Annotated in this window: 17 protein-coding genes and 1 pseudogene; 9 read left to right on the forward strand and 9 right to left on the reverse strand. The window is 73.1% G+C overall.

All coding sequences use genetic code 11. The features are described 5' to 3' along the window. The first annotated feature begins 30 nt into the window (after nt 1–30). Genes D9V37_RS08650 through D9V37_RS08665 form a run of 4 tightly spaced genes read left to right on the forward strand, consistent with a single transcriptional unit; the run spans nt 31 to nt 5,175 of the window. Nucleotides 31–1,806: an acetyl/propionyl/methylcrotonyl-CoA carboxylase subunit alpha gene (locus D9V37_RS08650; RefSeq protein WP_121805699.1), complete on the forward strand. Its 1,776-nt coding sequence runs from the start codon at nt 31–33 to the stop codon at nt 1,804–1,806. Next, the gene (locus tag D9V37_RS08655; protein WP_121805700.1) at nt 1,806–2,972 is read left to right on the forward strand and encodes a benzoate/H(+) symporter BenE family transporter; all 1,167 of its coding nucleotides are present in this window, start codon (nt 1,806–1,808) and stop codon (nt 2,970–2,972) included. Before D9V37_RS08650 ends, D9V37_RS08655 begins: the two co-directional genes overlap by 1 nt. A gap of 41 nt (nt 2,973–3,013) precedes the next feature. Next, nucleotides 3,014–4,120 carry a glycosyltransferase family 4 protein gene (locus tag D9V37_RS08660; protein WP_158604419.1) on the forward strand — a complete coding sequence of 369 codons (1,107 nt, stop codon included), beginning with the start codon at nt 3,014–3,016 and terminating at the stop codon, nt 4,118–4,120. Beyond that, a complete protein-coding gene (locus D9V37_RS08665) occupies nt 4,117–5,175 on the forward strand; it encodes a hypothetical protein (RefSeq protein WP_121805702.1) in 1,059 nt (352 codons plus the stop codon). The genes D9V37_RS08660 and D9V37_RS08665 overlap by 4 nt, the downstream gene beginning before the upstream one ends. 6 nt (nt 5,176–5,181) lie before the next feature. On the opposite strand, the gene D9V37_RS08670 is transcribed toward D9V37_RS08665, so the two are convergent. Together D9V37_RS08670 and D9V37_RS08675 are read right to left on the reverse strand one after the other, a co-directional pair. Next, complete coding sequence (locus D9V37_RS08670; protein WP_158604420.1) at nt 5,182–6,324, reverse strand: SpoIID/LytB domain-containing protein; 1,143 nt, start codon at nt 6,322–6,324, stop codon at nt 5,182–5,184. Nucleotides 6,325–6,394: 70 nt separating this feature from the next. Further along, on the reverse strand, nt 6,395–7,780 hold the full coding sequence (locus D9V37_RS08675) for an NAD(P)H-quinone dehydrogenase (protein WP_198412440.1): 1,386 nt from the start codon (nt 7,778–7,780) through the stop codon (nt 6,395–6,397). A gap of 42 nt (nt 7,781–7,822) precedes the next feature. Between D9V37_RS08675 and D9V37_RS08680 the strand changes: the two genes are divergently transcribed. Then, the gene (locus tag D9V37_RS08680; protein WP_121805705.1) at nt 7,823–8,275 is read left to right on the forward strand and encodes a gamma-glutamylcyclotransferase family protein; all 453 of its coding nucleotides are present in this window, start codon (nt 7,823–7,825) and stop codon (nt 8,273–8,275) included. Here D9V37_RS08680 and D9V37_RS20955 read toward each other — a convergent pair whose 3' ends face one another. The 4 genes from D9V37_RS20955 to D9V37_RS08700 are packed head-to-tail and all read right to left on the reverse strand — an operon-like array spanning nt 8,276 to nt 13,105. Then, nucleotides 8,276–10,009 (reverse strand): SIP domain-containing protein, encoded by a 1,734-nt coding sequence (locus D9V37_RS20955; protein ID WP_121805706.1) that lies wholly within the window; start codon nt 10,007–10,009, stop codon nt 8,276–8,278. Further along, nucleotides 10,006–11,043 carry a FecCD family ABC transporter permease gene (locus D9V37_RS08690; protein ID WP_121805707.1) on the reverse strand — a complete coding sequence of 346 codons (1,038 nt, stop codon included), beginning with the start codon at nt 11,041–11,043 and terminating at the stop codon, nt 10,006–10,008. The genes D9V37_RS20955 and D9V37_RS08690 overlap by 4 nt, the downstream gene beginning before the upstream one ends. Then, nucleotides 11,040–12,047 (reverse strand): FecCD family ABC transporter permease, encoded by a 1,008-nt coding sequence (locus D9V37_RS08695; protein WP_198412441.1) that lies wholly within the window; start codon nt 12,045–12,047, stop codon nt 11,040–11,042. The genes D9V37_RS08690 and D9V37_RS08695 overlap by 4 nt, the downstream gene beginning before the upstream one ends. Before the next feature lie 5 nt (nt 12,048–12,052). After that, complete coding sequence (locus tag D9V37_RS08700; RefSeq protein ID WP_121805708.1) at nt 12,053–13,105, reverse strand: iron-siderophore ABC transporter substrate-binding protein; 1,053 nt, start codon at nt 13,103–13,105, stop codon at nt 12,053–12,055. 84 nt (nt 13,106–13,189) lie between these two features. Between D9V37_RS08700 and D9V37_RS08705 the strand changes: the two genes are divergently transcribed. Both D9V37_RS08705 and D9V37_RS08710 read left to right on the forward strand, forming a co-directional pair. Beyond that, nucleotides 13,190–14,860 carry an APC family permease gene (locus tag D9V37_RS08705; protein WP_121805709.1) on the forward strand — a complete coding sequence of 557 codons (1,671 nt, stop codon included), beginning with the start codon at nt 13,190–13,192 and terminating at the stop codon, nt 14,858–14,860. A gap of 10 nt (nt 14,861–14,870) precedes the next feature. Beyond that, nucleotides 14,871–15,665 carry a purine-nucleoside phosphorylase gene (locus D9V37_RS08710; RefSeq protein WP_121805710.1) on the forward strand — a complete coding sequence of 265 codons (795 nt, stop codon included), beginning with the start codon at nt 14,871–14,873 and terminating at the stop codon, nt 15,663–15,665. A gap of 17 nt (nt 15,666–15,682) precedes the next feature. On the opposite strand, the pseudogene D9V37_RS08715 reads toward D9V37_RS08710, so the two are convergent. Then, nucleotides 15,683–16,528: pseudogene (locus D9V37_RS08715) on the reverse strand (EamA family transporter); the annotation flags it as partial. Nucleotides 16,529–16,546: 18 nt separating this feature from the next. On the opposite strand from D9V37_RS08715, the gene D9V37_RS08720 reads away from it, so the two are divergent. Beyond that, nucleotides 16,547–17,041 (forward strand): MarR family winged helix-turn-helix transcriptional regulator, encoded by a 495-nt coding sequence (locus tag D9V37_RS08720; protein ID WP_198412442.1) that lies wholly within the window; start codon nt 16,547–16,549, stop codon nt 17,039–17,041. Between the two features lie 233 nt (nt 17,042–17,274). Next, nucleotides 17,275–18,258 (forward strand): aldo/keto reductase, encoded by a 984-nt coding sequence (locus D9V37_RS08725; protein ID WP_121805711.1) that lies wholly within the window; start codon nt 17,275–17,277, stop codon nt 18,256–18,258. A gap of 74 nt (nt 18,259–18,332) precedes the next feature. On the opposite strand, the gene D9V37_RS08730 is transcribed toward D9V37_RS08725, so the two are convergent. Together D9V37_RS08730 and D9V37_RS08735 are read right to left on the reverse strand one after the other, a co-directional pair. After that, the gene (locus tag D9V37_RS08730; protein WP_158604421.1) at nt 18,333–18,854 is read right to left on the reverse strand and encodes a 2'-5' RNA ligase family protein; all 522 of its coding nucleotides are present in this window, start codon (nt 18,852–18,854) and stop codon (nt 18,333–18,335) included. Further along, entirely contained in the window at nt 18,851–19,417 is a 567-nt protein-coding gene (locus D9V37_RS08735) for an LOG family protein (RefSeq protein WP_121805713.1), read from the reverse strand. The genes D9V37_RS08730 and D9V37_RS08735 overlap by 4 nt, the downstream gene beginning before the upstream one ends.

Below are 19,417 nucleotides of genomic sequence, written 5' to 3' on the forward strand. Positions count from 1 at the left end.
TGCGAAACCTGGGGCGCTAACCTCACGACCGTGAACCAGATCAAGCCGCTGCAGAAGGTGCTCGTCGCGAACCGGGGCGAGATCGCGGTGCGGGTGATCCGGGCCTGCAAGGACGCCGGCATCGGCAGCGTCGCGGTGTACGCCGAGCCCGACCGCGACGCCCTCTTCGTCCGGTTGGCCGACGAGGCCTACTCCCTGGGCGGCACTACCCCGGCCGACTCCTACCTCGACATCGCCAAGATCGTCGCCGCGGCCGAGGAGTCCGGCGCCGACTCGGTGCACCCCGGCTACGGCTTCCTGGCCGAGAACGCGGACTTCGCCCAGGCGGTGCTCGACGCGGGCCTGATCTGGATCGGCCCGCCGCCGGCCGCGATCGACGCGCTGGGCGACAAGGCGAAGGCCAAGCACATCGCCGAGCGGGCCAACGCCCCGCTCGCCCCCGGCACCAAGGACCCGGTCGCCGACGCCGACGAGATCGTCGCTTTCGCCAAGGACAACGGGCTACCGGTGGCCATCAAGGCCGTCTACGGCGGCGGTGGTCGCGGCCTGAAGGTCGCCCGCACCCTCGAGGAGATCCCCGACGCCTACGAGGCGGCGGTGCGCGAGGCCGTCAGCGCCTTCGGCCGCGGCGAGTGCCTGGTGGAGAAGTTCCTCGACCAGCCCCGCCACGTCGAGACCCAGTGCCTGGCCGACCAGCACGGCAACGTCGTGGTGGTCTCCACCCGCGACTGCTCGCTGCAGCGCCGCAACCAGAAGCTGGTCGAGGAGGCGCCTGCGCCGTTCCTCACCGAGGAGCAGCTGACCCGGCTCTACGAGTCCTCCAAGGCGATCCTGCGCGAGGCCGACTACGTCGGCGCCGGCACGTGCGAGTTCCTGGTGGCCCAGGACGGAACCATCTCCTTCTTGGAGGTCAACACCCGGCTGCAGGTGGAGCACTGCGTCTCCGAGGAGGTCACCGGACTCGACCTGGTGCGCGAGATGTTCCGGATCGCGGCCGGCGAGGAGCTCGGCTACGACGACCCGGAGATCAGCGGCCACTCCATCGAGTTCCGGATCAACGCCGAGGACGGCGGCCAGAACTTCATGCCCGCGCCGGGCACGCTGACCCGCTGGGAGCCGCCGAGCGGCCCCGGCGTCCGGCTCGACGGCGGCTACGTCGAGGGTGAGACCATCCCCGGCGCCTTCGACTCCCTCATCGCCAAGCTCGTCGTCTCCGGCCGCGACCGCACCCAGGCCCTGGAGCGCAGCCGCCGGGCGCTCGACGAGTTCGTCGTCGACGGCATGCCGACGGTGATCCCGTTCCACGCCGCGGTGGTCCGCGACCCCGCGTTCATCGGCGACGGCGAGTCCTTCAGCGTCTACACGCAATGGATCGAGACCGACTTCGACAACCAGATCCAGCCCTACTCCGGCCCGAGCGCGGACGCCCCCGAGGCCGGCGAGCGGCAGCGGATCACGGTGGAGGTCGGCGGCCGCCGACTGGACGTCGTGCTCCCGGCCGGCCTCGCCGCGATCGGCGGCGGCGCCGCGAGCGCGGGTCCGAAGAAGCCGAAGCGGGGCAGCGCCAAGAAGGCCGGCGCGGCCGCCTCCGGCGACTCCGTGACCAGCCCGATGCAGGGCACGATCGTCAAGGTCGTGGCCGCTGACGGCGACACCGTGGCCGAGGGCGACGCGATCGTGGTCATCGAGGCGATGAAGATGGAGCAGCCGCTCAAGGCCCACAAGGCCGGGACCGTCAACGGGCTGAGCGCCGAGGTGGGCGCCACCATCGGCAACGGCGAAGTGGTCTGCGAGATCAAGGACTGATGCGCGCCGGCTCCGGCCAGGCGGTCCTGGCCGGGGTCGTCACCGCCGTCGTCGGCTTCACCTCGGCCTTCGCGGTCGTGCTCACCGGGCTGCGCCACGTCGGCGCGAGCCCGGCGCAGGCCGCGTCGGGGCTGTTCGCGGTCTGCGTGACGATGGGCGCCGGCTGCCTGTGGTTCTCGCTGCGCTACCGCCGCCCGCTGACGATGGCCTGGTCGACGCCGGGCGCCGCGCTGCTGGCGTCGGTGGCTGCACCGCACGGCGGGTACGCCGCCGCGGTGGGTGCCTTCGTCGTGGCCGGTGTGCTGTACCTGCTCACCGGGCTCGTCTCGCCCCTGGGCCGGCTGGTGGCGCGCATCCCGTCGTCGCTGGCCAGCGCGATGCTGGCGGGCGTGCTGCTCGGGCTGTGCGTCGAGCCGGTGCGGGCGCTGACCGAGTCGCCGTGGGCGGTCGCCCCCGTTCTGCTGACCTGGCTGGTGATGCTGCGGCTCGCGCCGCGGTGGGCGGTGCCGGTGGCCTTCGGTGTGGTGCTGCTGGTGGTGTTGCTCAGCGGATCGCTGGCGCACGTGGCCGCCGACGACCTCGTCCCGCGGCTCACCTGGACGACGCCGCACCTGGAGCCGGGCACGGCGCTGGCGCTGGGCATCCCGCTCTACCTGGTCACGATGACCGGCCAGAACATCCCCGGCGTCGCGGTGCTCTCGACGTACGGCTACGAGGTGCCGTTCGGGCCGGCGCTGACCTACACCGGCGCGGCCACCGTCGCCACCGCCGGACTCGGCGGGTTCTCGATCAACCTCTCGGCCATCGCCGCCGCGCTGTGCGCCTCGCCGACCGCCCATCCCGACCCCGACCGACGCTGGATCGCCGGCACCACCACCGGCGTGGTGTATGTGCTGTTCGGGCCCCTGGCCGCGGCGGTCGTCGCCATCACCAACGCGGCCCCGGCCGGCGTGGTGGCGGCGATCGCCGGCGTCGCGCTCCTCGCCTCGTTCGGCACCGCCGCCGCGACCGCCCTGGCCGACGAGCACGACCGCGTGGCCGCTGCGCTGACGTTCGTGGTGGCGGCCTCCGGCGTCTCGATCGCCGGGCTGGGCGCGGCCTTCTGGGCGCTGGTGGCGGGCGCGGTGCTCCTGCTGGTCACGCGGCGGTCGCACGCGCGAGGCTGAGGGTTCACCCGCACCTCGACCGGCTCCGCGACCCTGATCCGGTGCGGCCGCCCGTCACGTTCCTGCTCGCCGACGCCACCGGCACCGGCGGGCTGGCTCGTGCCGTCATCGGCACGGCGAACCGCCTGGGCCGGCACCGGCCGACCCGGTTGGCGGGGCTGGTGCACCGCGGCGGTGCGCAGGGCTACACCGTGGACGTCCCGCACGAGGTGGTGCACACGGAGCGCCGCTGGAGCCGGCAGCGCGGTCCCTCGCAGCTGGTGCCCGAGGACGGGCTGCTCAGCGCGGAGAGCGATCGCGCGCTGCGCCGCTGGCTGGGCCGGCTGCCGCCCGGGATCCTGGTCACGACCCGGCCCAGCCTCCACCTGGCCGCCGCCACCTGGGCGCCGCCCCACGTGCGCCTGGTCGGCTGGGACCACAAGAACTTCCTCACCCGCTACGCCTCGGGCTGGCTGGGCGACGTGCTCGACCGGGCCGTGCCGGCGACGTCGGCCTGGGTGGTGCTCACCCACGCCGACGCCGTGGACTACCGCGAGCGGCTGGCCCCTGCTCGGGTCGAGGTGATCCGCAACGCGCTCTCCTGGCCGCCCGCCGAGGAGCCCGCCCCGCTCGAGGCGCCGGTGCTGGTGGCCGCGGGCCGGCTGGCCAAGGTCAAGGGGTTCGGCCGGCTGGTCGACGCCTTCGCCCCCGTCGCCGCCAAGCACCCCGACTGGCAGCTGCTCGTGCACGGCGAGGGCGAGCGCCGTGAGGCGATCCAGCGCCGCGTCGACCGGCTCGGGCTGAGCGACCGGGTCCGGCTGCCGGGCTACACCACCGATCTGCGGGCCGCGCTGCGCGGCGCCTCGGCCTTCGCGATGACGTCGCGCGCCGAGGGGTTCCCGATGGTGCTGCTGGAGGCGATGAGCCAGGGGTTGCCCCTGGTGGCCATGGACTGCCCCCGCGGCCCGGGCGAGATCGTCGACGACGGGCGCAACGGCCTGCTGCTGCCCGACGGAGACGTCGACGGCTTCAGCCGCGCCCTGCTGGCGCTGGTGGAGGACGCCGGGCTGCGCCGCCGTCTCGGCGACCGGGCCTGGCGCGACGCCCGCCGCTACGAGCCCGCGATCGTGACCGCCCAGTGGCTCGACCTGCTCGACAGCCTCTCGTGACCACCCTGCACGTCGGCCTGCCCAAGACCGGCACCACCTGGCTGCAGGCCTCGCTGCGGCGCCACGGGCTGCTGCCCGATGCCGACGCCACCTTCCTCGGCGCGCTCGACGTGCGCGAGCACCACGACGGCTGGGGCCGCACCGGCGAGGAGACCCGCGGGGCCTGGAAGCGGCTCACCCAGGAGCACCCGGACCTGATCAGCCACGAGCTGCTGGCCGCGGCCGACGCCGAGCGAGTGCGCTGGGCATTGCGGCGGCTGGACGACGTGCACGTCGTCGTCACCGCCCGCGACCCCGCCCGGCAGGCCGTCGCGGAGTGGCAGGAGGGCGTCAAGCACGGCCGCCGGCTCTCGTTCGCGCGGTTCGCCACCGCCGTGCTGCCCGAGACGGCCGGCTCCTCGCACGCCAGGAAGTTCCGGGCGGCGCAGGACCTGCCCGCCGTGCTGGAGCGCTGGGGGCGCGACCTGCCCGCCGAGCGCGTGCACGTGGTCACCTGCCCGCCCCGCGGCGCGGACCGCACCGTGCTGTGGCGGCGCTTCGCCGAGGCCTGCGGCGTCGACCCCACCCTCGAGCCGGCCGGCGCCGAGGAGGGCAACGCCTCGCTCGGCGTCGACGAGATCGCGCTGCTGCGGCGCGTGAACAAGGCACTCGACGGCCGGCTGCAGGAACCGGCGTACGGCCGGCTGGTCAAGCGGCTCTACGCCCAGCGGCTGCTGGGCGAGCCGGCCTCGCCGGCACCGGACCTCCCCGAGCCCCTCTACGACGACCTCACCGTCCGCGCCGAGCGCTGGGCGAAGCAGATCCACGCCGCCGGCTGGCAGGTGCACGGCGCCGTCGACGACCTGCTCCCCCGCCGTCCGGCCACCGCCACCGACCCCGACGCGCTGGACGCCGTGCGGGCGCTGCGCACGAGCGCCCGGGCCACCGCCGGGCTGCTGCTCGAGGTGGCCGGGCGCGACGCGGAGATCGCCTCGCTGCGCGACGAGGTGGCCCGGCTCACCCGCAAGCGCGACAAGCTGCGGCGGCGCCTCAAGCGCGCGGTCGGCCCGCGCTGAGCGGGCTCAGCTGAAGGTGAACCAGGTCGAGCGCAGGCCGTAGGTCGAGCGGAACTTGTCGCCGGTGATGCTCGCGGTGGAGCCGTCGGCGTAGGTCACCGTCATCGTCAGGACCCGTCCGCCCCACTCCTGGCTGCTCGCGGAGTTGTCGCGGGAGGCGACCGCGATCGCGGTGACGGCACCGTGCGTCGTCGAGTCGAGCTTGCTGGTGTCGATCGTCGCCGTCCAGTGGCGGTAGGCGGTGTCGTAGGGGTCTTGCTGCGGCGTGGGCGCGAGCGTGCTGCCGGCGGTCCAGCCACCGTTGCTGGAGGAGAACTCGGTGAAGGCCACGCTGCCGTCGTTGCTGAGCACGCGGCCCCGGGTGGCGGCCACCGCGGCGTTGGTGGAGGTCTGCTCGGCGCCGGTGCCGCGGTAGACCTGGCAGGCGGTGGTGTCGCACAGGTCGTAGTCGCGGGTGCCGGCGTGGCCGCGGGCGTAGAGGGCGTAGGTGCGGGCCGCGACGGCCTGCGCCTTGAGCGCCTCGGTGCTCCAGGTCGACGGCATCTCGACCGGCACGACGCCGCGCACGTAGGCGTCGAGCGCGACGATGTTCACGGCCCGGCTGCCCGACAGCTTCGCCGGGATGGACCGCATCCGGCCGCGGTAGGTGACCGCGCCGCTGGGCGTGACCAGCACCAGCCGGCCGGCGCTGGAGAGGAACTCGTTGGTGGTGCCCGGGATCCAGCGGTAGCGGTGCCAGCGACCGCCCTTCTTGTACTGCACCGCCGTGCGGGCCACGTAGGGCCGCAGCCGCCAGGCGGTGACGCCGCGGTGGCCGATGCGGTAGGTCCGCCCGCCCACGGCGTGCACGCGCAGCCGCGCGGCGGGCTTGACGGTGACGAAGCGCGCCGCGTCGGTGAGCAGCACCCGCACCGCACCGGAGCTCCTGGTCAGCGTGGTGCCCGGGTAGTACGCGGCCAGGATCGCGGCGTAGGACTGCCCGGCCTTCGCCCGGCCGTAGGCGCCCCACTGCGAGAGCCCGCGGCCGTGGCCGAAGCCGTTGCCGGTCACGCTCAGCTGGCTCTTCGCGCCGCTCGGGGTGGGGGCGGGCGCCGCGCTGGCCATGGCGGTGGCGGGGGCGATCGACCCGGCCAGCAGGAGCGCGGTCACGGCAGCAGATGTCCTCAGGCGCATCCGCAGGACACTAGCGACGATGCCGACGCGCGTCTAAAGAACGCCGTCAGAAGGGACGGTGATGCAGCCGCCGCGCGGCCTCGGCCACCGAGCCGCTCATCGAGGGGTAGACGGTGAAGGCCTGCGCCAGCGCGTCGACGGTGAGCGACTGCGCGACGGCCAGCGCCACCGGGTGGATCAGCTCCGAGGCGCGCGGTGCCACGACGACGCCGCCCACCACGATCCCCGTGCCGGGCCGACAGAAGAGCTTCACGAACCCGTCGCGGACGCCCTGCATCTTGGCGCGGGCGTTGCCGGCGAGGTCGAGCATCACCGTCTCGGCGTCGATCTCGCCGTCGTCGACCTTCTGCTGCGAGCAGCCGACGGTGGCGATCTCGGGTGAGGTGAACACGTTGGAGGAGACCTGGCGCAGGTCCAGCGGGGAGACCTTGTCGCCGAGGAAGTGCCACATCGCGATGCGGCCCTGCATGGCCGCCACCGAGGCCAGCATCAGCACGCCGGTGCAGTCGCCGGCGGCGTAGACGCCCCGGGCCGAGGTGCGCGAGACCCGGTCGACCCGCACGAAGCCGCCCTCGTCGAGCACGACGCCGGCCTCCTCCAGGCCGATGTCGTCGGTGTTCGGCACCGAGCCCACCGCCAGCAGGCAGTGCGAGCCCTCCACCGTGCGGCCGTCGGTGAGGGTGACGGTGACCGTGTCGCCCTCGCGCGTCACCGACTGCATCCGCGAGCGGTCCAGCAGCGTCATCCCGCGCCGCTCGAGCACCCGTTCGAGCACGCTGGCGGCGTCGGCGTCCTCGCCCGGCAGCACCCGGTCGCGCGAGGAGACCAGCGTGACGTCGACGCCGAGCGAGAGGTAGGCGCTGGCGAACTCCGCGCCGGTGACGCCGGAGCCCACCACGATGAGCTTGGTGGGCACCTCGCCGATGTCGTAGACCTGCTCCCAGGTCAAGATCCGCTCGCCGTCGGGCCGGGCGCTGGTCAGCGTGCGCGGCTGGGCGCCGGTGGCCACCAGCACCGCGTCGGCCCGGATGGCGTCGGTGCGCCCGTCGGGCAGCTCGACGCCGACCTGGTCGGGCCCGTCGAGCCGGCCCCGGCCGGTGACCACCCGCACCCCCTCGCGCTCCAGGCGTCGGGCGATGTCGCCGGACTGGTCGGCGGCCAGCTGCTTGACCCGCTGGTTGACCCGGCCCAGGTCGACCACCACGTTGCTGCCCGCACCGGCGAAGGCGATGCCGAGCTCGGCGGCACCGGCCAGCTCGATCATGAGGTCGGAGGTGGCGATGAGGGTCTTGCTGGGCACGCAGTCGGTGAGCACCGCGGAGCCGCCGATGCCCTCGGAGTCGACGACCGTCACCTCCGCGCCCAGCTGAGCGGCCACCAGGGCCGACTCGTAGCCGCCCGGTCCACCACCGATGATCACGACGCGGTCCACGCGGCCCATTGTCCACGACCGGTTCCCACTAATCTGCTCGGCGTGACGCTCTATGCCGCGTACGGCCCGAACCTGGACCCCGTGCGCATGGGCGCCCGCTGTCCGCACTCACCGCTGCGCGGCGTCGGCTGGCTGGAGGGGTGGCGGCTCACCTTCGGCGGTGAGGACCTCGGCTGGGACGGCGCCATGGCCACCGTCGTGCAGGACCCCTTCGAGCAGGTCTTCGTCGCCGTCTACGACGTCACCGACGAGGACGTCGTGGCCCTCGACCAGTGGGAGTCGGCCGACACCGGGCTGTTCCGCAAGCTCAAGGTGCGGGTCTCGCTGCTCGACGGCGAGGTCGTGGCCTGGGTGTACGTACTCGACGCGTTCGAGGGCGGCCTGCCCTCGGCCATCCACCTGGGCGCCATCGCCGACGCCGCGGAGGCCGCGGACGCACCCGTCGACTACGTCACGGCACTCCGGGCCCGCGAGTGCCGCTCGACCGGGTTGTAGTCAGGCCATCGCCACGCCGATGCGCCAGTAGCCCATGAACGCGACCTCGCCCTTGTCCCAGCCCGCCTCCGAGACCAGCGTGCGTCGCAGGGTGCGCACCACCCCGGACTCCCCCGCGATCCAGGCGTAGCGCCCGGCGGCCACCGGTACCTCCGGCTCGTCCCATATCTCGTTCTCGGCGCGCTCGACGACGGCGTCGCCGCCCAGACCCAGATGACGGCGCAGTGCGGGCACCACATGGGATCCGGGCGCCTCGCCGCAGCGGGAGAGCCAGACCACCTCCACCCCCCGCGGTGCGCGTAGCTGCTGGATGTCCTCGACCCACGGCACCTCCAGGTACGCCGTGCCACGGGCGTCGGCGGGCAGCTGGCCGAGGATGGCGGCGACGGCCGGCACCGCGGTCTCGTCGCCCACCAGGAGCAGGTCGTCGGCGGTGCCCGGGGCGAAGGCGATGCCGCCCCAGTCGACGCCGATCTTGGGCCCGACCACCACCACGGCGTCGCCGGGCTGCACCTGCTCGGCCCAGGCGGCGCCCGGGCCGACGTCGCCGGGGTCGTGAGCGGGGTGCACGACGACGTCGACCACCAGCCGCCTGGCCTCCCCGCTGCCGTAGAGGTCGCGCACGGTGTAGGTGCGCATGTGGCCGCGCTCGGCCTCGGGCAGCGCCTGCCAGTCGGAGTACCAGGAGTACTCGCCGGGCGGGCCGGCCTCCAGGCGCGGCAGGGTGCCGGCGGCGCCGGGGAAGACGAGCTTGATGCGCTGGTCGTAGGTGGGCCCGTCGACGCCGAGCTCGGCCAGCCCCTGCCCGGTCAGCTCCACCCGGACGAAGCTCGGCGAGAGCCGCTCGCGGCGGGCCACGCGTACCTCCTCGATGATCATGCGGTGTCGCTCTCTCTCCTCGTGAGCTTGCTGGTGACTGTGCTGGTGACTGTGCTGGTGACGCCGCCCGATCGGGACGACGAGCGGCGTGCCGGTCACCGGGTCGGGCACGACCCGGCTGCGCAGCCCGAAGGCGTCCTCGACGACCTGCTCGGTGAGCACCGCCGGCGGTCCTTCGGCGACGATGCCGCCGTCCTTCATGACGACCAGCCGGTCGGCGTAGCGGGCGGCCAGGTTCAGCTCGTGCAGCACCATCACGATGGTGGTGCCGCGCTCGGCGTTGAGCTCGTGCAGCAGGTCCAGCAGGTCGACCTGGTGGGCCAGGTCGAGATAGCTGGTCGGCTCGTCGAGCAGCAGCAGCTCGGTCTCCTGGGCCAGCGCCATCGCCACCCAGACCCGCTGCCGCTGACCGCCGGAGAGCTCGTCGACGCACCGTTCGGCCAGGTCCACGGTGCCGGTCAGCTCCAGCGCCCGGGCCACGGCCTCGTCGTCCTGGCTGCTGCGGCGCACGAAGAACCGCTGGTGGGGGTAGCGGCCACGGGCGACGAGGTCGGCCACGGTGATGCCCTCGGGCGTCACTGGTGACTGCGGGAGCAGACCGAGGACCTTCGCCACCTCGCGCGTGGGCCGACGGTGGACCAGCTCGCCGTCGAGGAGCACGCCGCCCGACGCGGGCGCCAGCAGGCGCGCCATGCCGCGCAGCAGGGTGGACTTGCCGCACGCGTTCGCGCCGACGATGGCGGTGACCTGCCCGTCGGGCACGTGCAGCGAGAGTCCGTCGACGACGGTGCGCTCGCCGTAGCCGAGGCGGACGGCGTCGGCCACCAGCCGGCTCGTGTTCAGGCGCGTGGTCATGCTCTCCTCCGGGAGGGGTCGCGGGCGATGAGCCAGATCAGCACCACGGCGCCCACGGCGCCGGTGATGACACCGACCGGCAGGTTGGTCTCGGGGACGGCGTAGGCGCCGATGTAGTCGCTGATCTCGACCACCACGGCGCCGACGAGCGCCGCGCCCGGCAGCGTCACCCGGTCGCGGTTGAGCCGTCGCGACAGCGGACCCGCGATCAGTCCGACGAAGGCGATCGGTCCGGTGACCGCGGTGGCCAGCGCCGTGAGCAGCACCCCCACGAGCAGCAGTGGCATCACCCCCCGCACGGGCACCCCCAGTCCGGCCGCGCTGTCGGCACCCAGCTCGGCTGCGGCGAGCCGGGGGGCCAGTGCGGCGGTGGCCGCGACGAGCACCAGCACCTCGACGGCGAGCCGGCCCAGGCCGGGCCAGGCGGCCTGGTTCAGGCTGCCGGTGATCCACAGCAGGCCCTCCTGGGCGTCGTAGAGGCTCGCGCGGGTGAACAGGTACTGCACGACCGAGACCAGGGCCGCCGAGCAGGCGACGCCGATGAGCACCAGCCGCGCCCCCGAGCGGGGCCCGGCGAGCAGGAGGATCGCGAGGCCCGTGCCGAGCGCGCCGACCACAGCCCACACGGCCAGCCAGCCGCCCGTCACGCCGAACAGGACGATGGCGGCGACCGCCGCCGCACTCGCCCCGGCGCCGATGCCGATGATGTCGGGACTGGCCAGCGGGTTGCGCAGCACCGTCTGGAACAGGGCGCCCCCCAGCCCGAAGGCGGCGCCAGCGAGCACCGCGCCCACCGCCCGGGGCAGCTTGGAGTCCAAGACGACGAAGGAGGTGCCGGGCAGGTTCTCACCGGAGAGCACGCGGACGAGGTCGGGCACGGTGACCAGGTAGTCGCCGAGCAGCACCCGGGCGGCGAAGGCCGCCAGCAACACGACGGTGAGCACCGCCACGATCAGCCGGCCGCGGCGAGCCGTCCGGCGCCGGACCAGCCGGACGCGCGCCACTGCCTCGGCGCTGGTCGTCGTGGCGCTCACAGGGCCACCTCTCGACCGCGGCGCACGACCCAGACGAACACCGGGACGCCCACCAGGGCGGTCATCACGCCGACCTGCACCTCCGTGGGCGGCGCGAGCACCCGGCCCAGCGTGTCGGCCAGCAGGACCAGCGCCGCGCCCCCCAGCAGGCTCGCGGGCAGCAGCACGGTGTAGTCGACGACGCCGAGCATTCGCAGTCCGTGCGGCACCATCAGGCCCACGAAGGCGATCGGACCGGCCAGCGCGGTGGCGGCGCCGCACAGCAGCACCACCCCCAGGCCGACCAGCAGCCGGTCGCGCACCAGCGAGCCGCCCAGGCCGCGCGCGGCGTCGTCGCCGATCGCCAGCGCGTTCAGCGTGCGCGCGCGGCCGAGCAGGACCAGCGCCCCGATGACGAGCAGCGGCAGCACTGCGACCACCGAGCCCCAGCTGCGGCCACCGACGGAGCCGACGGACCAGTACCGGAAGACGTCCATGGTCTCGCTGTCGGAGAGCAGGACGGTGGTCATGACGCTGGTCAGCACCGCCGTGGTGGCGGCCCCGGCGAGCACCAGCGCCGCCGGCGTGGCGCCCTGCCGGCCCGCCGTGGCCAGCAGCTGCACCAGGACGGCCGCCGCCGCTGCCCCGAGCAGCGCGGCGACGACGAAGGAGGATCGCGAACCGAGCCCGAACCAGCTGATGCCGATCACCACGGCGGTGGCGGCGCCGGCGTTGATGCCGAGCAGGCCGGGATCGGCCAGCGGGTTGCGCGAGAGCCCCTGCAGACCGGCCCCGGCCAGCGCGAGCGCCGCCCCGACCAGCGCGGCGACGACGGTGCGGACCACCCGCGCGTCGACGATGGGGTGCACCGGATCACTGGCGGTGAGCAGCGCGTGCACGACGTCGCCGACGGGGACCATCCGCGAGCCCACGCAGATCGAGAGCACCACGGCCGCCGCGAGGGCGACCGTGGTGCTGGTCAGGGCCCGGCCCACGACAGGCCGGCCCACGACGGGCAGGGACACGACCGCTAGCCCTGGGCCTTCTTCGCCGCGGCGGCGAGGTCGGGGCCGATGGTCTTGAGGAAGTACGGCATGGCCAGCGGCGTGGGCAGCGACATCGACAGCGAGTCGCCCCGGTCGGCCAGCCACACGGTCGCCCCGGACTTGATGGCCGGGATCTGCGACCACAGCTTGTCGGCCAGCACCTTCTTCTCGGTGCCCTTGGGGTCGTCGTAGCTGACGAGCACCCCGGCGTCGACGGAGGAGGCGCGCTCGGAGGAGATGCTCTCGTAGAACGACGAGGAGCCCTTGCTCAGCTTCTCCACCACAGACGGGGTCGAGAAGCCCAGCTGGTTCAGCATCTGCGGACGCAGGTCGCGCGTGGTGTAGAAGCCGATCTGCGAGGTGTCCTTGACGTCGAAGTAGGGCATCGCCGCCGAGGTCTCCGAGAGGGCCGGGTTGGCCTCCTTGAAGGCGTCGATCTCCGCCTCCGCGGTGGCCACGAGCTTCTTCGCCGCGGCGGGCCGTCCCAGCGCCTGGCCCACCATCTCGGTCTGGGTCTGCCATGGCGTGCCGAAGGCGGCGCCCTTCCAGGCCACGACCGGTGCGATCTTCGACAGCTTCGCGTAGTCGGCCTTGCTCACCCCCGAGCTCGTGGCGAGGATGAGGTCCGGGGAGAGCTTGGCGATGGCGTCGAAGTCGACGCCGTCGGTGTCGGCGTAGCGGGTGGGCTGGGTGCCGCCCATCTTCTCCAGAGCGGCGTCGAACCACGGCGTGGAGCCGTTGGCGTTGCCGCCGTAGGTGATCTTGGTGGCCCCGACCGGCACCACCCCCAGGGCCAGGGCGTTGTCGGCGTCGGCCCAGCCCACGGTCGCGACCCGCTGCGGCTCGCTCTTGATGGTCACCGAACCCAGCGAGTCGGTGATGGTCACCGGGAAGGCGCCCTTCTCGACCCCGCCCGCGGCGGTGGTGCTCTTCGTGGGGCCGGCGGCGGCGGAGTCGGTGGGCCCGGAGCTGCACGCCGCGGTCGCGGCCAGCGCGAGGGCGGCGAGGACGGCGGCGGAGGAACGTCGGAGTCTCATGGCAGGTAAGGCTAGCCTTAGTTAGGTCAACCTCACAGACCGGGTCGAGGTTTGGACCGCCGCTCGTCGGTAACTGTCCCTCCCATGTCCACGACGACCGACCAGAAGAGCGGCTCCGACGAGCAGCCGAACCTCAAGCGGCACGTGGGCGTGGTCGGGCTGCTCTTCGCCAGCGTCGGCTCGATCATCGGCTCGGGCTGGCTCTTCGGGGCGCTGAACGCCTCCCAGACCGCCGGTCCCGCCGCGATCCTCTCCTGGGCCATCGGCGGCGTGCTGATCCTGCTCATCGCGCTGACCTACGCCGAGCTGGGCACCATGTTCCCCCTCTCGGGCGGGGTCGTGCGCTTCCCGCACATGTCCTTCGGCAACCTGGCCAGCTTCACCGGCGGCTGGATCACCTACGTCGCAGTGGCCACCACCGCACCCATCGAGGTCGAGGGCGCGCTGCAGTACGCCACCAAGTACGCCCCCTTCACCACCGAGAAGACCGTGGGCGGCGAGACCGTGCACACGCTGACCGCGCTCGGCTACGGCTCGGCCGTGGTGCTCATGGCGGTGTTCGTGCTGGTCAACTACTTCGGCGTGCGCTGGTTCGCGCGCATCAACAACGTGCTGGTGGGCTGGAAGCTGCTCATCATCGTGCTGGTCATCGCGGCCTTCCTGTTCACCGCCTTCCACTCCGCGAACTTCACCTCCCACGACTTCGCCCCCGCGGGCCTGCACGGCGTCTTCACCGCCATCGCCACCAGCGGTGTGGTGTTCTCCTACCTTGGCTTCCGGCAAGGCATCGAGCTGGCCGGCGAGACCGACAACCCGCGCCGCAACGTGCCCATCGCCGTCATCGGATCCGTCGTGCTCACGGGCGTGATCTACGTGCTGCTGCAGGTCGCCTTCATCGGCGCGCTGCGTCCCGGCGACCTCGACCACGGCTGGGCCAACCTGTCCTTCGAGAACGACTTCGGCCCACTCGCCGCCGTCGCGACCATCCTCGGGCTGAGCTGGCTGGCCGCCCTGCTCTACCTCGACGCGATCATCTCCCCCGGCGACACCGGCCTGATCTACACCACGATCACCTCGCGGATCTCCTTCGCCATGGCCCGCAACGGCAACGCCCCGCAGGCGCTGGCCCGCACCAGCCGCAACGGCTCGCCGATGATCGGGCTCGGGCTGGCGTTCGTGCTGGGGCTGATCGTCTTCCTGCCCTTCCCCAGCTGGCAGCAGCTGGTCGGCTTCATCAGCTCGGCCACCGTGCTCTCCTTCGCCAACGGCCCGCTGGTGATGGCCTCGCTGCGGCGCCAGGTGCCCGACCACGAGCGGCCGTTCCGGCTGCCCGGCGGCCACGTGATCCCGCTGCTGGCCTTCTGGGGCGCCAACCTCGTCGTCTACTGGTCGGGCTGGACCGTGGTCTGGAAGCTGATGGTCGCCATCCTCATCGGCTTCGTGCTGCTCGGGGTCTTCATGGCCACCGGCGGCCTGCGCGGCAAGTCCCTCGACGTGCGCTCGGGCATCTGGGTGTTGCCCTGGCTGCTCGGTCTCACCGTCATCTCGTGGGTCGGCAACTACCCCGAGCCCGCCGCCGGCAACCTCAACGCCTTGAACTTCGAGCTCTCGGCCGGGCTGCTCCTGGTGCTCTCGGTGGTGATCTACGCGATGGCGTACGCCATGCGCCTGCCCGACGACCAGGCCCGCGCCTACATCGACGAGACCACCCACGAGGCAGCCCTCGAGGACGACGAGCTCGGCGCGGCCCACTAGGGTCCCGCGAGTGGCGACCTACACCGAGGAGGCGCAGCGGGCCGCGGCCACGCTGCGAGAGCTGACCGGCGTCGAGCGGCACGACGTCGCGCTGGTGATGGGCAGCGGCTGGCTGCCCGCCGTCGACGCCCTGGGCGAGGCGACGGCCGAGATCAGCACCACCGACCTGCCCGGGTTCGCGCCCCCGGCCGTGGAGGGGCACGCCGGGAAGATCCGGTCGGTCAGGTCGGGGTCGCGCAACCTGCTGGTCTTCTTGGGGCGCACCCACTTCTACGAGGACCTCGGCGTGCGCGCGGTGTGCCACGGCGTCCGCACCGCCGCCCAGGCGGGCTGCTCCAGCATCGTCCTCACCAACGGCTGCGGGGGGCTCGACCCGTCGTGGTCGCCCGGCACGCCGGTGCTCATCAGCGACCACATCAACCTCACCGCGGCCTCCCCGATCGAGGGCGCCCACTTCGTCGACCTCACGGATCTCTACAGCCCGCGCCTGCGCGAGCTGTGCCGCTCGGTGGATCCCTCGCTGGCCGAGGGCGTCTACGTCCAGTTCCGCGGCCCCCACTACGAGACGCCGGCGGAGGTCCGCATGGCCGGCGTCATGGGCGGCTCGCTGGTGGGCATGTCGACCTCGCTGGAGGCCATCGCCGCCCGCGAGGCGGGCATGGAGGTGCTCGGCATCTCGCTGGTCACCAACCTCGCCGCCGGCATCTCCGACGCGCCGCTGGACCACGAGGAGGTCCTCGCCGCCGGGAAGGCCGCCGCCGGACGGATGGGCGACCTGCTGGCCGAGGTCGTGCCGCGGATCTGAGCCCCCAGGACGACGCCGGCGAGGACGAGCATCAGCCCGGCCAGCTGCCCGGTCGCGAGGGACTCTCCGGCCAGGAGCACGCCCAGCAGCGTCCCGGTGAGCGGGTTGAGCAGACCGACGACGCCAGCCACCGCGGGCGCCACGCGCGAGAGCCCGCTGAACCAGGCCACGTAGGCCAGGGCGGTGGCCGGCACCGCGACGTAGCCGAAGCCGAGGGCCGAGGTGGCCGTGACCGCAGGCGGGGCGCCCTCCACGAGCACGGCGAGCGGCAGCAGCACCACCGAGCCGGCGAGAAGCTGCCAGGCCGTCATCGTCAGCGGCCCGGGCGCGTCGTAGCGCTTCCAGCGCACGCCCAGGACGAAGCCGACCGAGGTCGAGAGCATGGCGCCGAGCGAGGCCGCGACGCCCCACGGGTCGACCAGCTGCACGCCCACCCCGACCATCAGCATGACGCCGACCAGTCCCACGCCCGCCCCGAACAGCAGCCGGTTGGCCGGACGCTGGCCCAGCAGCAGCCACCCCATGAGGGCCAGGCACGCCGCGGACGCCGACATCACCGTCGCGGCGACACCCGAGGGCAGCCGCTGACCCGCTACGTAGACGAGCACGAAGAAGCCGCCGACGTTGAGCGTGCCGAGCACCGCCGAGCGCCACCACCAATCCCCGCGCGGCAGCCGTCGGGCCAGCGCCAGCACGAGCAGACCGGCGGGCAGGGCGCGCAGCGTCGCCGCCCACAACGGCACGCCGGCCGGTAGCAGCTGGTGGATCACGACGTAGTTGCTCCCCCACATCACCGGTGCGAAGGCGGTGACCGCGAGACTCTTGAGGCGGTTCTCTTCCATGGAAGATACTTTACCTTCCATGGCAGGTAAACTCCACACGTGAGTGCCGACCACGTCGACCGGATCCGCGAGGAATGGGCCCGCGAGCGGCCCGAGATCGACACCTCACCGATGTCCGTGATCGGCCGGCTGCATCGCGTGGGCCTCGCCCTCACTCGGCGGATCGAAGAGCTCTACGCCGAGTCCGGGCTGAGCGAGCCGGAGTTCGACCTGATGGCCACCCTGCGTCGCAGCGGTCCCCCGTACGAGCGAGCCGCCGGCGAACTGGCCGAGCACACCATGGTCACCACCGGCGGACTGACCAAGCGGGTGGACCGCCTGGTCGCGCGTGGTCTGCTGGAGCGCACCACCGGTACCGACGACGCACGCCGCCGCATGGTGCGTCTCACCCCGTCCGGGTTCGGCGTCATCGACCGCGCCTACGCCGCACACATGGCCAACGAGCGGTACCTGGTCGACCTGCTCAGCCCTACCGATGCCTCACGGCTCGAGGCGATCCTGCGACGCTGGCAGTCCGCGCTGGCGACCGACTAGGCCTGTCGTAGGCCGGCACCGTGCGCATCGTTGCGCGGGCGTCGGACGTCATACGTCGTGGCTGCCCGAGCGAGAAGTTCGTATGACGTCCCGGACGCGCCGGCCACGACGTCATACGTCGTGGCTGCCCTGGCGACCACCAGGTATGACGTCAGCGATCCTCCCGCCCGCACGGACCCACCCGCAGCGGACCCACCCCCGGCGCCGCTTGACCACCGGTGTTGGCTGAACCCATGCGCACTCTCGGTACGACCTCCTCCCTCGCCGTCTCCGACCTCGGCCTGGGCTGCATGGGCATGTCGGAGTTCTACGGCGAACGCGACGAGCAGCAGGGCGTGGAGACCATCCAGCGGGCCCTCGACCTCGGCGTGACGTTCCTCGACACCGCCGACATGTACGGCCCGTTCATCAACGAGCGCCTGGTCGGCCGGGCCATCGCCGGGCGCCGCGACGAGGTCCAGCTGGCCACCAAGTTCGGCAACGAGCGCGAGGAGGACGGAACCCGGCTGGGCATCAACGGCAGCCCGGAGTACGTCCACCGCGCCTGCGACGCCTCGCTGCAGCGTCTCGGCGTCGACCACATCGACCTCTACTACCAGCACCGCGTCGACAAGACCGTCCCCATTGAGGACACCGTCGGCGCGATGGCCGAGCTCGTCGAGGCGGGCAAGGTGCGCCACCTCGGCCTCTCCGAGGCGTCCGCGCAGACCATCCGCCGCGCGCAGGCCGTGCACCCGATCACCGCGCTGCAGACCGAGTACTCGCTGTTCACTCGCCACATCGAGGACGAGATCCTGCCCACCCTGCGCGAGCTCGGCATCGGCCTGGTGCCCTACTCCCCGCTGGGCCGCGGGCTGCTCACCGGCGCCATCACCACCACCCCCGACGCCGAGGCGGGCGACTCGCGCGGCACGGCGTACTTCCCGCGCTTCTCCGGCGACAACCTCGCCCACAACCTGGAGCTGGTGGCCAAGATCCGCCAGCTCGCCGACGCCAAGGGCTGCACCCCCGGCCAGCTGGCCTTGGCCTGGGTGCTGGCGCAGGGCTCCGACGTGGCGCCGATCCCGGGCACCAAGCGCGTGAAGTACCTCGAGGAGAACGCCGCCGCCGTCGACGTCGACCTCTCCGCCGACGACCTGCGCGCCCTCGACGAGGCCGTCCCCCGCGACGCCGTCGCCGGCGAGCGCTACGGGGACCTGTCCTCCATCGACGCCTGAGGAAGCACGCACCGGACTGCGGAGGTTGGGGAGGTGCGCCAGCACCGTCTCGAAACCGGAGCTCTCCGGCGCGCTCAGGCGAGGTCGAAGCGCGCCACGGTCTCCCACTGCCCGCCGTCGAAGCCGATCAGCCGGACCTCCGCGATGCTCGTGACCACCGGTAGGCGGGGCAGGACCACGCGCTCGGCGGCGTCGAGGACCTCGTCGTCGCCCTCGGCGACCGTCAGGTGCGGTACGACGTCGTCGTAGACGCCCTCGTACGGCGGGCACTGCGGCCAGCGGTGGGCGACCTCACCGGTGAGCGCGCGGAACGGTACGTCGGGATCGGGGTCGAGCCAGAGCACGCCTGGGAACCGCCCCGCCGCGCGGAACGCGACCTCGAAGCGCCCGTGGCCGCGCACCAGGCGTGCCAGCTCGTCGAGGACCTGGTCGTCGACCTCGGCCAGCTCCAGGAAGGGGAAGAGCACCGTGACGTGGGCGGGCACGCCGAGCTGCGTCGAGGAGTCGTGCGCGGCGCGCTGGTCGCCGACCGCGGCCTCGGCCGCCGGCACCGGCGCGATGAGCCCGGTCTGGCCGGCCCGGAAGGCGGCGCTCACTGCCACTTCTCGTGGTGCGGGGGCAGCCACGTGGCGAAGGCGTCGAGCAGGGCGTCCGGGTCGTCGCGGAGCAGCATGGCGTCGGCGTGCTCGCGGGGCAGGAAGCCGGCGTCGACGGCGGTGTCGAGGAAGGCGACGAGCGGGCGCCAGTAGCCCTCGACGTCGAGCAGGCCGATCGGCTTGCTGTGCAGGCCCAGCTGCAGCCAGGTGAACGTCTCGAAGAGCTCGTCGAGGGTGCCGGTGCCGCCGGGGAGGGCGACGAAGGCGTCGGCGACCTCGGCCATGAGCTGCTTGCGCTCGTGCATCGTGTCGACGACGTGCAGCTCGGTGAGGCCGGTGTGGGCGAGCTCCTTGTCGCGCAGACCGGCGGGGATGACGCCGACGACGGTGCCGCCGCCGGCCAGCACGGCGTCGGCGACGACGCCCATCAGCCCGACGTGGGCGCCGCCGTAGACCAGGCCGAGGTCGCGCTCGACGAGCGTCTCACCGAGGCGGCGCGCCGCGTCCGCGTAGGCCGGGGAGGAACCGTTCGAGGACCCGCAGTACACGCACACCGTCCGCAC

Source organism: Nocardioides mangrovicus (assembly GCF_003674065.1).
Taxonomy (GTDB): domain Bacteria; phylum Actinomycetota; class Actinomycetes; order Propionibacteriales; family Nocardioidaceae; genus Marmoricola; species Marmoricola mangrovicus.

Bases quoted from the DNA above. Each gene is read 5' to 3' on its own strand.
- D9V37_RS08655 (WP_121805700.1), top strand. From the start codon at position 1,806: ATGCGCGCCGGCTCCGGCCAGGCGGTCCTGGCCGGGGTCGTCACCGCC.
- D9V37_RS20955 (WP_121805706.1), bottom strand. From the start codon at position 10,009: ATGACCACGCGCCTGAACACGAGCCGGCTGGTGGCCGACGCCGTCCGC.
- D9V37_RS08700 (WP_121805708.1), bottom strand. From the start codon at position 13,105: ATGAGACTCCGACGTTCCTCCGCCGCCGTCCTCGCCGCCCTCGCGCTG.
- D9V37_RS08705 (WP_121805709.1), top strand. From the start codon at position 13,190: ATGTCCACGACGACCGACCAGAAGAGCGGCTCCGACGAGCAGCCGAAC.
- D9V37_RS08725 (WP_121805711.1), top strand. From the start codon at position 17,275: ATGCGCACTCTCGGTACGACCTCCTCCCTCGCCGTCTCCGACCTCGGC.